Here is a 12,982-nt window from a genome sequence, read left to right as displayed (position 1 = left end):
AATGACGAAGAAGCGGGCCGGCGCAGCGCGCCGGCCCGCTTCTTCGGCGGTGCGGACGATCAGTTCTCCGCGCGACCGGCCCGCCAGTAGCCCATGAACGCCACCGCGCGCCGGTCCATGCCCCGCTCGGTCACCAGGTGGCGGCGCAGGCCGCGGATCATCGCCGCCTCCCCGGCCAGCCAGGCGTACAGCGCCGCGCCGTCGGGCCGCTCCGGCACCTCCCAGAGGATGTCCCGGTCCACGTCCACCTCGGCCAGCGGCGCGGCGCCCGCCGCGACCGGTGCCGGCACCAGCCGGCCGGCCACGCTCGTCACGGCCGGGGCGAGCCGGCTGCCGTGCGGGGCGCCGTCGCGGGGCAGCCAGGTCACAGTGACGCCGGCCGGCGCCGCGCAGGGCAGCTCGTCGCCGCTCTGCGGCACCTCCACCAGCGCGTGCCCGCGCGCGTCGGCGGGCAGCCGCTCCAGGATCGCGCAGATCGCCGGCGCGGCGGTCTCGTCGCCGGCCAGCAGCAGCGTCGCCCCGGCGGGCGGCTGGAACTCGACGCCGCCGTGCGGCCCGTCCCAGCCGGCATCCGGGCCGACCACTGCGATCCGGTCGCCGAGGCGGGCGCGCCGCGCCCACCGGGTGGCCGGGCCGCCGTCGCCGTGCAGCGCCATGTCCACGTCCACCTCGTACGCCTCCGGCCGGACGGCGCGGACCGTGTAGGTGCGGATCGGGCTGCGCAGCCCGTCCGGCAGCTCCCGCCACCGCGGGAACCAGTCCGGCCCGTCGGGCAGCTCCCCCGGCGCGCCGTCGACCGGCGGCAGGGCCAGCTTGATCCGCTGGTCGTACCCGTTGTCGGCGAACCGGTCCAGGTCCGGGCCGGTGAGCGTCACCCGCAGGAAGGACGGGCCGAGCCGGCGCAGGGCGCGGACCTCAACGGTGAAGACTCGCCAGGGCGCGACGGCCAGGGTGCTGGTCATGCGTCATTCCTCTCACGGCCGGTGGGCGGTGCGTCGGTGAACGGGCTAACGGGCGGCTGCCGCGGCGCGGGAACGCCACAGCAGCCAGACGAAGTACGGGGTGCCGATCAGAGCGGTGACCAGACCGGCGGGGACCTGGGCGGGTGCGATCACGCTGCGGCCGAGCGTGTCCGCGAGGCTGACCAGGGTGGCGCCGAGCAGCACCGCGACCGGCAGGACGCGGGTGTGCCGACCGCCGACCAGCGCGCGGGCCGCGTGCGGCGCGACCAGGCCCACGAAGCCGATCACGCCGACCGCCGACACGGCGGTGGCGGTGAGCAGCGCCGCCAGGCCGAGCGCGATCAGCCGGGCGCGTTCCAGCCGGACGCCGAGCACCCGGGGCGTGTCGTCGTCGAGCGCGAGCAGGTCCAGCTCGCGACGCACGGCGGCCACCACCGGCAGCGCGATCAGCAGCGCGATCGCCACCGGCAGCACCTGCGGGGCGGTACGCCCGTACGTGGAACCGGACAGCCAGGTCAGCGCCTTGCCGGTGTTCCACGGGTCGGACGAGACCACGATGAACGTGATGATCGCCGTACCGCCCTGCCAGACCGCGAACCCGATCAGCACCAGCCGGTCGGAGTTGAGGCCGTGCCGCCGCGCCAGGCCGTAGACCAGCGCGAACGCGGCGACCGCGCCGAGACCGGCGGCGCCGGACAGGGCGAGCACGCCGGCCATCGGCGCGAACGTCAGCAGCGACACCGCGCCGATGCCGGCGCCGCCGGTGATGCCGAGGATGCCCGGTTCGGCGAGCGGGTTGCGGCACACCGCCTGCACAGTGGTGCCGGCCAGGGCCAGCGCCGCGCCGGCCAGCAGCGCCGCGGCGACGCGCGGCCAGCGGGCGTCCAGCACGAAGGTGTACGCCGGTCCGGTGCGGCCCTGCACCCAGTTGACGACGTCGCCGAGCAGCACCCACGTGTCACCGGCGAGCATGCCGAGCACCAGCGCGGCGGTGACGACGACCGCGCAGGCCGCGACGACGACGGCGACGAAGCCGCGGGAGCGGACCGCGGCGTGACCGCCGGGCGCCTGCCGGGTCGGTCCGGCGTCGCGGTGGCGGCGGGCCAGCCAGACCAGCAGCACCGCGCCGAAGAGCGTGGTGACCACGCCGGTCGGCACGTCGACACCGGCCTGCCCGCCGAGCACGGCGCGCAGCAGCACGTCGGAGCCGAGCACGATGACGACGCCGACGATGCCGGCCAGCGGCATCAGGACGCGGTGCCGGTGCACCTCGGGCACCCAGCGGCCGAGCAGCCGTACGATCACCGGCGCGCCGAGGCCGACGAAGCCGATCGGCCCGGCCAGGGTGACCGCCGCGGCGGAGAGCAGCACGGCGAGCAGCACCACCGTCAGCCGGGTACGGCGCACGTTGAGCCCGAGCACGGTGGCGGTGTCGTCGCCGAGGGCGAGCAGGTCCAGCCGGTGCCCGAGCGTCACGAGCAGCAGCGCGGCGACCCCGATCACGGGGGCGAGCTGGGTGAACGCGACCAGGTCGCCCTGCACGAGCGAGCCGTTGCCCCAGGCGAACAGGCCGATGGTGGACTGCTCGAAGAGCAGCAGGAGCAGCATGGTCAGCGAGGCCAGCGCCATCGCGGTGGCCGAGCCGGCGAGGATCAGCCGGGTGGTGGCGGCCTGGCCGCCGGCCGAGAGCAGCATGACCAGGGAGGCGGCGGCGAGGCCGCCGCAGAACGCCAGCCCGCCCGAGGGCAGCGCGGGCAGCGCGATCCCGAAGGCCGCGGTGGCGACGATCGCCAGGTGCGCGCCCGCGTTCACCGCGAGCGTGTCCGGCGAGGCGAGCGGGTTGCGGGTGGTCGACTGCAACGCCGCGCCGGCGAAACCGAGCGCGACGCCGACGGCCAGGCCGGTGAGCAGCCGGGGCAGACGGGAGGCGACCAGCACCCGGGCGGTCTCGTCGTCACCGCCGGTGAGCAGCCGGAGCAGGTCCAGCGCCCCCACGGACGACGTGCCCTGGGTGAGGTGCACCGCGGTGATCGCGAGGAGCAGCGCGGCGGCGAGAGCGAACGCGCCGGCGACCCGGCTGCGCCGGGCGGGCGGCGGCCCGACCGGGGCCGGCCGGGTGGCCGGCCCCGGCGGGGCGGGGGCGGTCATCGCGCTCAAGCCGTGTAGACCTTGACGAGCTCGTCGATGTACTGCTTGCCGGACAGCGGGCCGCCGAAGGTCCAGATGCCGTTGGGCATCTTGTGCAGCTTGTTCTGCTGCACGAACGGCAGGGCGCGCCAGATCGCGTTGCCGGCGAGGCCGTCGGCGAACACGTCGTCGCCGTCGGAGGCGTTGTAGAAGAAGTGCAGGTCCTGGCTCTTGAGGACGTTCATGCCCTCGACGTCGGTCTGGCCCAGGCCCCACATCTCGTCGGTCTTGCCGGTCCAGGCGTTCTTGAGGCCGAGCTGGATGCCGAGCTGGGAGACGTACGCGCCCTGGCCGAACATCCGGATCGAGACGGTGCTGCCCTCCTTCCAGCCGTCGGCGATGGCGAACTGCTTGCCGGCCGCCCCGGCGTCGGCGATCTTCTTCTTGCCGTCGGCGATCGCGGCGTCGAAGTCGGCGAGCAGCTTGTCCGCCTGCGCGGTACGACCGGTGGCGGTGGCGATCATCTTCAGGTCCGCGCGCATCCGGCCGATGTTGTCGGAGGCGTCGCTGCCCTTGGTGACCAGCACCGGGACGTACTTCTCCAGCTGGGTGACGACGGCGGAGCCGCGCTCGGCCTCCATCACCACCAGGTCCGGCTGGAGGGCGACGATGGAGTCGACGCTCGGCTCACCCCGGGTGCCGACGTCCTTGACGCCCGCGTCGAGCGGGGCGGCGGTCACCCAGGTGGCGTACCCCTTCGGGTCGGCCACACCGACCGGCATCACGCCGAGGCCGACGAGCATCTCGACCTCGCCCCACTCCAGGCCGACGACCTTGGTGGCGGGGCTCTTGAGGGTGATGGTCTTGCCCCGGCTGTCGGTGACGGTGACCGGGCCGGTGGAGGCGGCGTCGGAGGGGGACGGCGCGGCGGCGGGCTCCTCGGTGGTGCCGCAGCCGGTGATCAGCAGCGCGCTCGCCGCGGCGGCGGCGAGCAGGGTCAGGCGGGTACGCAACATCGGTTTCTCTTCTGTGGGCAGGAGTCGGTCAGGCGGAGACGCGGGTCGTGTGCCGGCCGACGGGACGAGTGGAGAGCAGGTTGGTGACCGGGTCGACGCTCACCTCGACGCGGATGCCGTACGCCTCGGTGAGCGCCGCCTCGGTGAACACCTCGTGCGGCGTGCCGGCACCGCGGACCCGGCCTTCGTGCAGGAGCACCACCTGGTCGGCGACGGCCGCGGCCTGGTTGAGGTCGTGCAGCACCACACCGACGGCGACGCCGGCGGTGTCGGCGAGTTCGCGCATCAGGTCGAGGATCTCCACCTGGTAGCGCAGGTCCAGGAACGTGGTGGGCTCGTCCAGCAGCAGGATCGCGGTGTCCTGGGCCAGGCAGGTGGCCAGCCAGACCCGTTGCAGTTCGCCGCCGGACAGCTCGTCGACCGGCCGGCCGGCCATGCCGTCGACGCCCGTGACCCGCATGGCCCGGTCGATCGCGGCCGGTCCGTCGAGGTCGTTCGCGCGCCACCGCTGCCGGTACGGGTGCCGGCCGTACCCGACCACGTCGCGCACCGTCACCCCGCTGGGGGTGGGGCGGCTCTGCGCGAGCAGCGTGATCCGGCGGGCGAAGTCCCGGGCGGACAGCGCCCGGGCGGGCGTGCCGTCGGCCAGCACGATCTCGCCGTGCTCCAGCGGGTGCAGGCGGGCCAGCCCGCGCAGCAGCGTCGACTTGCCGCTGCCGTTCGGGCCGACCAACGCGGTCACGGCCGCGGGCCGAAGCGTGATGGCGGCGTCGTGCACCACCGTCGTGCCGTGGTAGCCCAGCCGCAGGTCGCTGCCGCTCAAGCCGTCGGCTCGCACCGTTCTGCTCGTCACGGAGGTTAGGCTAACCTAAGCGCTGATCACGCTGTCAAGCCGGTCCTTCGGTCGGAATCCGCGGCCCGCCGCACATTGACACCTCCCGCGTGACGCGCCGTCGCCTCGCGGTAGGCCGCGGCGACCCCGGCCAGCCCCCGTCCCAGCCCGGCGCCGCGCACCCCGGCGTACCCGATGACCAGCGCCGGTGGCCGGTCGTCGGCGCGCAGGGCGTAGAACCGGCCGCCGCGCACCAGCACGGACCGGCGCCGCGCGGCGGCCACCACGGACTCCTCCGCGCACCAGCGGGGCAGCACCAGGTACGTCTGGAGGCCGCCACTGGCGTCGAGCGGCGCCACGCCGGGCAGATGGCGTGCCACGTGCTGGCGTACCGCCTGGCCGCGGCGCTGGAACTCGGCGCGCAGCCGGCGCAGGTGCCGGTCGAACGCGCCGGTGTCCACGAGCCGGGCGAAGGCGAGCTGGTCCAGTCCGGAGCAGCCGATGTCCCAGCCGGCCCGCACCCGCTCGATCGAGGCGGCCAGCCCGGTCGGCGCGGCCAGCCAGCCGAGCCGCAGCGCCGGGGCGAGGACCTTGCTGGCGCTGCCCGCGTACACCACCCGGTCCGGCGCGACGCTCTGCAACGCGGGCATCCGCTGCGCCGGCGCCACGAACGCGGCGTCGAAGTCGTCCTCGACGACGTACCCGTCCACCGCCCGCGCCCAGTCGAGCAGTTGCTCCCGGCGCCGCCGGCTCAGCGGAGCGCCGGTGGGGAACTGACTGGCCGGGGTGGTGAGCACGGCGCGTACGCCGGTCGCGGCCAGATCGTCGACGCGGATGCCCTCCCGGTCCACCGGCACACTTACCGGCCGCAGCCCGGCGTCGGCGATGAACGCCCACTCCCCCGGGTGCCCGGGGTCCTCCACGCCGATCGCCTCGTGCCCCTGGTCGCGCAGCACCCGGCAGAGCAGCGCCAGCCCCTGGGCGAAGCCGGAGGTGATCATCAGGTGCTCGGGCCGGACGCGGACGCCCCGGACCCGGCCGAGATAGCCGGCGAGCGTGCGGCGGACCGGCGGCAGGCCGGACGGCGGCGCGTAGCCCAGTTCCCGGGGCCCGGCCGAGCGGAGCACCGAGCTGACGCAGCGGATCCAGTCCTGGCGCGGGAACGTCGACACGTCGGTGCCGCCGGCGCGCAGGTCCCACACCTCGGGCGCGGGCGTCTCGTCCGCGGTGAGCGCGGAGGCGACGCCGGCGTGCGCGGAGTCCGCCACCGAGGTGCCGGACCCGCGCTGCGAGGTCAGGTAGCCCTCGGCGCAGAGCTGCTCGTACGCCTCGACGACCACGGTGCGGGACACGCCGAGGTCCGTCGCGAGCTGCCGGGTCGACGGCACGCGCGTCCCGGGGCGCAGCGTGCCGTCGGTGATCCGGCCGCGCAGAGCGTTGCGGAGCTGCGCCGACAACGTTTCACGCGCGTCGCCGTCAATTGACAGATTCAGATGCCACACCGATTGGTCCTCTCCCCGGTCTCCGAAGTGGTATGGACAGCGGGAACGCACTTGGTGAAAGTGTTTCCCGGGACCGCAACCCATTCCCGGCCGAACCCGGGGGGGTGCCGCGCGTCCTTTTCAACGGGGGAAGTCCGATCTGTCACCGAACGCGGCCAAGCCGGTCCGCGTCGGGGCATCCGGGCTGCTCAAAGGGGGGTTCCACAGTGTCCTCATGGTCGACCACGGTGGGCGCGAAAACCGCAGACCGCCGTTCGGAGACGCCGGGACGCACGACGCCGGCCGACCGCATTCCGATTTCCGTGACCTCAATCACACTGCCGTCGATCAATCCGCTCGCGTTGTACAGCGCATTGACACAAAGCCATGCCGCGCACGACGCGTACCTCTTCGAAAGCCTGGACGGGCCGGTCGCCGACCGGCAGGCCGCGGCGGTGGGCTGGGGCCGCCTCGCCGAGCTGCGGTTCCTGGCCGACAGGTGCGAGCTGACCGCCGCCGGGCCGCTCGGCGACGCGCTGCGCGCGGTGGTCACCGCCGTCCTCGGCGCGCCGGCCGGGCAGCGCGGCACCACGTCCGCCTGGCACGTGCCCGGCCCGGCGCAGCTGTGGTCGGTGGTCCGCGCCGTGCAGCGCGCCTTCACCGTCGAGACGCCAGTGCCGGCCGACCGGTTCGCCTTCGGTTTCCTCACCACCCTGGCCTACGAGGCCGCCCGCGACATGGACGAGCTGACCCTCGGCCGGGTCGACGACGACCTCCCCCGGTGCGCGCTGACACTGTTCCGGCACACCGTCTGGTGGGACCTGCGCGCCGGGACGGCACACCAGCTGCACGCCACCGGCCCGCACCTGCCGCCGCAGCCGGCGCCACAGGTGACGCGGCTGCTCACCGGCACGCCCGGCGACCAGCCGCCGCCACCCGCGCCCACGCCGTCCCGGATACGTGACACAGTCGACGAGGAGACGTTCGCCGAGCGGGTGCGGCGCTGCCTGCGGCACATCCGGGTCGGCGACAGCTACCAGGTGCAGATCGGCCACCGCATCGAGGTGGAGACCGCCCTCACCCCGCTGGACGTCTACCGGCGCCTGCGGCACCGCAGCCCGTCGCCGTACATGTACCTGGCGCCCTGGGCCGGGCGCACCGTGATCGGCGCCAGCCCGGAGCTGTTCCTGCGCCTGGACGGCGACCGGCTGTCGATGCGCCCGATCGCCGGCACCGCGACCCGCTCGGCCGACCCGTTGACCGACCGCCGCCGGGTGGCCGAGCTGCGGGCCAGCGAGAAGGAGCGCGCCGAGCACGTCATGCTCGTCGACCTGTGCCGCAACGACATCGGCCGCGTCTGCGAGCCGGGCACGCTGTCGGTCGACGCGATGCTCGACGTCGAGCCGTTCGCGTACGTGCACCACCTGGTCTCCACCGTCTCCGGTCGCCTCGACGACGGCGCCGACGTGTGGGCGGCGATCCGCGCGGCGTTCCCGGCCGGCACCATGACCGGCGCGCCGAAGCTGCGGTCGATGGAGATCATCGACGGGCTGGAGGCGGACCCCCGGGGCATCTACGCGGGCGCGATCGGCCTGGTCGACGTCCGCGGGTTCGCGGTGCTCGCCCTCTGCATCCGCACCGTCGTGCACGACGGCCGGCGCTACCACACCCAGGCGTCCGCCGGCGTGGTCGCCGACTCCACGCCGGCCGCCGAGTGGCGGGAGACGCTGGCCAAGATGAGCGCCGCCTACTGGGCGCTGACCGGCGAGGAGCTGCTGCCGTGAAGGTCCTGCTCGTCGACGCGTACGACAGCTTCACCCACATCATCGACCAGTACCTGCGCACGCTCGGCGCCCGGACGGTGGTGATCCGGTCCCGGGTACGCAGCCCCCGGCAGCTCGCCGCGTTGCGCCCGGACGCGGTGGTGCTCGGGCCCGGGCCCGGGCACCCCGGCGACTCCGGTCACGTCGAGCTGGTGCACGCCTTCGCCGGCCGGGTGCCACTGCTCGGCGTCTGCCTCGGTCACCAGGCGATCGGCCTGGCGTACGGCGGCACGATCGCTGTGGCCCGGCACCTGATGCACGGCAAGACCAGCGAGGTCACGCACGACGGCCGGGGCGTCTACGCGGGTGCCCCGGCGCCGCTGACCGTCACCCGGTACCACTCGCTCGTCGTCGCCGACCCGGTGCCGCCCCCGCTGGAGGTGACCGCCCGCTCCGGCGACGACGGCTACGTGATGGGCCTGCGCCACCGCACGCTCGCCGTCGAGGGGGTGCAGTTCCATCCGGAGAGCGTGACGACTCAGGACGGGCTGCGGTTGTTCGACAACTTCCTGCGCGGCGTACCGGCGGCGCTGCCGGTCGCCGGCTGAGCGGCGGGGACGGATCATGTCCGATCCCGTACCCCGGCTGGCCGTGGTCACCGGCGGTGCCGGCGGCATCGGCCGGGCCGTCACCGCGGCCCTGACCCGGGCCGGGCACCGGGTGCTCAGCGTCGACCGCGAGCCGGCCGCCGACCCGTCCGCGTACGCGGCGCTCGTCGCCGACCTGGCCGTGCCGGAACAGGCGCAGCGGCTGCTGGACGACGTGCACGAGCGGCACGGCCTGCCCGCCGTGCTGGTCAACAACGCCGGCGTCTACCCGGCCCGGGACTTCCTCGACTACGACCCGCGCACGTACGCCGAGGTGCTGGACACCAACCTCGGCGCGACGTTCTTCGGCACGCTCGCGTACGCCCGGGCGCTGGTGGCCGCCGGACGTCCCGGCACCGTGGTCAACGTCGCCTCGATCAGCGGGCGGATCGGCAGCCCGGACGCCGCGTACGGCGCCTCGAAGGGCGCTGTCGTCGCGCTCACCCGCAGCCTCGGCCGGGCGCTGGCCACGCACCGCATCCGGGTCAACGCGGTCGCCCCCGGGCTGGTCGAGACGCCGATGGCCGACCGGATCCCGGCGGCCCGCCGGGACGACTACCGGGCCCGCATCCCGGCCGGCCGCTTCGGCGCCCCGGACGAGATCGCCGCCGCCGTCGCCTGGCTGGCCGGCCCGGACAGCAGCTACGTCACCGCCTCCGTGCTGGACGTCGACGGCGGCCTGCACTGACGCACACCGAGAGGACCCCGATCCATGTGGCTTCCCACCACCGGCCCGGCGGCCGGCTTCGCCGCCGACTACCTGCGCCTGCACCGCGCGTTCTACGACCGCACGCTCACCGGGGCACAGCTCGGTGACTGGCGGGACCGGCAACTGCGGCGGGTGCTCGACCAGGTCAGCACCGGCTCGCCGTTCTACGCCCGGCAGCTCGCCGGGATCGACCTGACCACGATCACCCCGGCCACGCTCGACCGGCTGCCCTTCACCACGAAGGCGCACCTGCGCGAGGAGATGCTCGACGTGCTCAGCCGGCCGCTGGCCGAGGCCGTCTTCTTCTACGAGACCACAGGCACGACCGGACCCGCCACGCCGTGCCCCCGCGACGGCCGCGAGGTGGTGGCCAGCAACGCCCACGTCACCGAGTCCTGGGCGTCGATCTTCCGCCACCACTTCGGCGACCACGCGCCCCGGATCGGGCTGATGGGCCCGACGGAGGTGCACTCGTTCGGCGACACGCTCGGCGACGTGGCCCGCAACACCGGCGCGATGAACGCCAAGATCTGGCCGTACTCGCCGGTGATCGGGTTCGCCAAGGCCCTCCAGCTGATGCGGGACCTGGACCTGGAGGTGATCTGCTGCACGCCGGGCGTGGCGCTGATGCTGGCCAAGGCCGCCGAGCACCACGGCTACCGGCTGCGCGAGGACTTCGGGGTCAGGCTGCTGTTCGTCACCGGCGAGATGTGCACGCCGGCGCTGGCGCGCAACCTGGAGTCGGTCTGGGGCGCCGACGTCTACAACATCCTGTACGGCTCGCAGGAGGCGTTCGTGATCGCCACCGCCTGCCGCAACAAGCGGATGCACCTGTCGCAGACCAACTACCTGATCGAGGTGGTCGACCCGGAGACCGGCGCGTCGCACGGCCCGCGCGGCACCGGCGAGCTCACGGTGACCATGCTGGTCGACGGCGTGAAGCCGCTGATCCGCTACCGCACCGGCGACGCCGTGGTGGTCGGCGCGTCGGACTGCGACTGCGAGATGCCCGGCGACCTGGTGCAGATCGTCGGGCGGACGCTCGACCGCATCGACCTGGGCGGGCAGCGGCGTACCGCCGGGCAGATCGAGAGCGCGGTGCTCACCGGCGTCACCGGCTCGGCCGGCTACCAGGTGGTGATCGACAACGACCCGGGCGGCGGCGACCGGCTCACCGTCCGGCTGGAGCTGCTGAAGGACCTGGTGGACGACCCGGCCGCGGTGGCCGACGGGGTACGCCGGCGGGCCTCCGCCGCGCTCGGCGTGCCGGTGGAGGTCGAGCTGAGCGACGGGCTGGACCCGATCGTCAGCACCGGGGCGTTCGTGAGCTGGAAGGCCGCGCGGATCGTGGACCGGCGGGTCGCCGACGACCACGAGACCCGGGTGGCCCGGCGGATGGCGGGCAGGCGTGGCTACGACACCTGACACCACAGCCGCCGAGCCGGTGCCCGCGCTGCCCGGGCCGCTCGCGGGCGCGTACGGGCGGCGGTGGCGGGCGGTGGTGGACCGGTGGTCGAGCCACCCCGGCACGGCGGTGGCGACGCTCGGCCCGGCCGGCACGTCCAGCCACCTGACCGCCACGTTCCTGGCCGAGCGGCACGGGCTGCGCATCGAGCTGTGCGACACGTTCGACGCGGTGCTCGGCGCGGTCGTGGAACGCCGCGTGGACCAGGCCCTGGTGCCGAGCGCGTACCAGGGCGCCACCCGCTTCCACTGGCACCGCGACCTGCGCCTGGACGCCTACTTCGCGCAGGCCACACCGGAGTACGGCATCGCGACACGGGAGCGGGACGCGCCCCCCGGTGACGGTGAGGTGACTGTGGCCGCGCTCTGGGAGGTCCGGCGGATCTTCGCCGACCTCGCCCCGCCCGCGCTGCGCGACCGCCCGATGCGGTGGCTCGACGCCGAATCCACCCAGCACGCCGCCGAGCTGCTCGCCGCCGGGGCCGCCGACCTCGCGGTGACGAACGCCCCGGGGGTACGCCGGTACGCGCTGCGCTGGGTGGTCCGCCGCCCCGGCGCGGAGATCGTCTGGCTGCTCTTCGGCCACCGCCGCCCGCACCTTCGACCAGAACCGGAGTGACAGTCGTGTCCCGACGAACGTTGCTGCACCGCGCCACCGTCCAGGAAGGGCTGGGGGTGGCGTCCCGGCCGCACCACAGCGTGCTGCTCGACGGGGAGCGGATCGTCGCGGTGCTGCCCGAGGCGCAGGCGCCGCTGCACGACCCGGACGTCGACGTGCTGGACCTGGACGGGCGGACCGTGATGCCGGGCATGACGCTCGGCCACACCCACATCGCCTACCTGAACGTGCTCGACGGCCGGGAGACGCTGTTCAAGTACTCGATCCCGGAGGTGACGCTGGGCGCGGCGGCGAACGCGGCGGAGATGCTCCGGCTGGGCTACACCGCGTTCGTCGGCGCCGGCTCGGTGGCCGGCATCGACATGGCGCTGCGCCGGGCGATCGACGCCGGGCGGCTGCCCGGACCGCGGATCACGCCGTGCAGCCGGGACCTGATGGTCTCCGGGCCGCCGCAGCGGCGCAACCCGGCGGTCAAGCAGCGCATCCCCACCGACCTGATGCGGCTGGCCGACACCCCGGAGGAGCTGGTCGAGTACGTCGACACCGAGGTCGCCCAGGGCGCGGAGATCATCAAGGTGTTCTCCACCGGCGACGACACGTTCCCCAACGGCCGCTCCCACGAGCTGCTGTTCACCGCCGAGGAGCTGGTGGTCGCGGCGCGCGCCGCACACGAGCGGGGGGTACGGATCCGGGCGCACTCGCGCGGGCTGGGCGGCATCCGCAACGCCATCGCCGCCGGGGTGGACGTGATCGACCACGCCACGTACGCCGACGACGCGGCGCTGGAGGCGATCGCCGAGCGCGGCATCTTCGTGGTGCCGAGCCTGCACCAGCCGCACCGGCTGCTCACCACGGGCACCGCGCACGGCAAGACCCCGGAATACCTGGAGACGCTGGAGTTCCGGGCCGAGGTGGAGAACACGCTGCGGATCCTGCCGCTGATGGTGGAGATGGGCATCCCGATCGTGGCCGGTGACGACTTCGGGTTCGCCTGGACCCCGCACGGCCGGTACGCCGAGGAGCTGGAGACGTACGTGAGCATGGCCGGCATCCCCGCGCCCACGGTGCTGACCTGGGCCACCGCCAACGGCGCGCGGCTGGCCGGGCGCGGCGACGAGGCCGGGACGGTGCAGCCGGGCCGGCTGGCGGACCTGGTGGTCACCGACGGCGACCCGGCGCGGGACATCACCGTGCTGGGGCGGCCGGAGGCGATCGAGATGGTGCTGCTGGGCGGACGGGTGGTCGCCGGGGACGCCGCCGCCTACCGGGACCGCCGGCCGGCCGGGGTGGCCTGATGCCGCCGGCGGCGCGGACCGGGGTGCGGGGCCGGATTGGCCTCACCGGATCGGCGGGGATTGGCCA

Annotated in this window: 11 protein-coding genes; 6 read left to right on the top strand and 5 right to left on the bottom strand. The window is 74.6% G+C overall.

The annotated features are described in order from the left end of the window. Window positions 1-59: 59 nt before the first annotated feature. The 5 genes from Q3W68_RS19620 to Q3W68_RS19600 are packed head-to-tail and all read right to left on the bottom strand — an operon-like array spanning window position 60 to window position 6,394. On the bottom strand, window positions 60-962 hold the full coding sequence (locus Q3W68_RS19620; RefSeq protein ID WP_302906825.1) for a siderophore-interacting protein: 903 nt from the start codon (window positions 960-962) through the stop codon (window positions 60-62). Window positions 963-1,007: 45 nt separating this feature from the next. Continuing rightward, a complete protein-coding gene (locus tag Q3W68_RS19615; RefSeq protein ID WP_302907146.1) occupies window positions 1,008-3,110 on the bottom strand; it encodes an iron ABC transporter permease in 2,103 nt (700 codons plus the stop codon). 5 nt (window positions 3,111-3,115) lie between these two features. Continuing rightward, complete coding sequence (locus tag Q3W68_RS19610) at window positions 3,116-4,105, bottom strand: iron-siderophore ABC transporter substrate-binding protein (RefSeq protein WP_302906824.1); 990 nt, start codon at window positions 4,103-4,105, stop codon at window positions 3,116-3,118. Between the two features lie 28 nt (window positions 4,106-4,133). Then, complete coding sequence (locus Q3W68_RS19605; protein ID WP_302907145.1) at window positions 4,134-4,943, bottom strand: ABC transporter ATP-binding protein; 810 nt, start codon at window positions 4,941-4,943, stop codon at window positions 4,134-4,136. 41 nt (window positions 4,944-4,984) lie between these two features. Then, window positions 4,985-6,394, bottom strand: coding sequence for a PLP-dependent aminotransferase family protein (locus Q3W68_RS19600; protein ID WP_302906823.1), 1,410 nt, complete (start codon window positions 6,392-6,394; stop codon window positions 4,985-4,987). A 347-nt stretch (window positions 6,395-6,741) separates the two neighbouring features. On the opposite strand from Q3W68_RS19600, the gene Q3W68_RS19595 reads away from it, so the two are divergent. From Q3W68_RS19595 to Q3W68_RS19570, 6 genes are read left to right on the top strand one after another with little or no spacing between them, the layout of a single operon-like run. Then, on the top strand, window positions 6,742-8,202 hold the full coding sequence (locus tag Q3W68_RS19595) for an anthranilate synthase component I family protein (RefSeq protein ID WP_302906822.1): 1,461 nt from the start codon (window positions 6,742-6,744) through the stop codon (window positions 8,200-8,202). Further along, the gene (locus Q3W68_RS19590; protein ID WP_302906821.1) at window positions 8,199-8,789 is read left to right on the top strand and encodes an aminodeoxychorismate/anthranilate synthase component II; all 591 of its coding nucleotides are present in this window, start codon (window positions 8,199-8,201) and stop codon (window positions 8,787-8,789) included. The genes Q3W68_RS19595 and Q3W68_RS19590 overlap by 4 nt, the downstream gene beginning before the upstream one ends. Window positions 8,790-8,805: 16 nt before the next feature. After that, window positions 8,806-9,516: an SDR family NAD(P)-dependent oxidoreductase gene (locus Q3W68_RS19585; RefSeq protein WP_302906820.1), complete on the top strand. Its 711-nt coding sequence runs from the start codon at window positions 8,806-8,808 to the stop codon at window positions 9,514-9,516. A 24-nt stretch (window positions 9,517-9,540) separates the two neighbouring features. Beyond that, window positions 9,541-10,962 carry a phenylacetate--CoA ligase family protein gene (locus Q3W68_RS19580; protein ID WP_302906819.1) on the top strand — a complete coding sequence of 474 codons (1,422 nt, stop codon included), beginning with the start codon at window positions 9,541-9,543 and terminating at the stop codon, window positions 10,960-10,962. Continuing rightward, on the top strand, window positions 10,946-11,620 hold the full coding sequence (locus Q3W68_RS19575) for a prephenate dehydratase (protein WP_302906818.1): 675 nt from the start codon (window positions 10,946-10,948) through the stop codon (window positions 11,618-11,620). Before Q3W68_RS19580 ends, Q3W68_RS19575 begins: the two co-directional genes overlap by 17 nt. A 5-nt stretch (window positions 11,621-11,625) precedes the next feature. Continuing rightward, complete coding sequence (locus Q3W68_RS19570; protein ID WP_302906817.1) at window positions 11,626-12,915, top strand: amidohydrolase family protein; 1,290 nt, start codon at window positions 11,626-11,628, stop codon at window positions 12,913-12,915. Window positions 12,916-12,982 lie beyond the last annotated feature (67 nt).

Source organism: Micromonospora sp. C28ISP2-4 (assembly GCF_030519385.1).
Lineage (GTDB): Bacteria > Actinomycetota > Actinomycetes > Mycobacteriales > Micromonosporaceae > Micromonospora > Micromonospora tulbaghiae.
Note: the sequence above shows the minus strand (reverse complement) of the source record. Positions and strands in the feature narration are given on the sequence as shown.

Coding starts and splice junctions, on each gene's coding strand:
- Q3W68_RS19620 (WP_302906825.1), bottom strand. CDS start 962: ATGACCAGCACCCTGGCCGTCGCGCCCTGGCGAGTCTTCACCGTTGAG.
- Q3W68_RS19615 (WP_302907146.1), bottom strand. CDS start 3,110: ATGACCGCCCCCGCCCCGCCGGGGCCGGCCACCCGGCCGGCCCCGGTC.
- Q3W68_RS19610 (WP_302906824.1), bottom strand. CDS start 4,105: ATGTTGCGTACCCGCCTGACCCTGCTCGCCGCCGCCGCGGCGAGCGCG.
- Q3W68_RS19585 (WP_302906820.1), top strand. CDS start 8,806: ATGTCCGATCCCGTACCCCGGCTGGCCGTGGTCACCGGCGGTGCCGGC.
- Q3W68_RS19580 (WP_302906819.1), top strand. CDS start 9,541: ATGTGGCTTCCCACCACCGGCCCGGCGGCCGGCTTCGCCGCCGACTAC.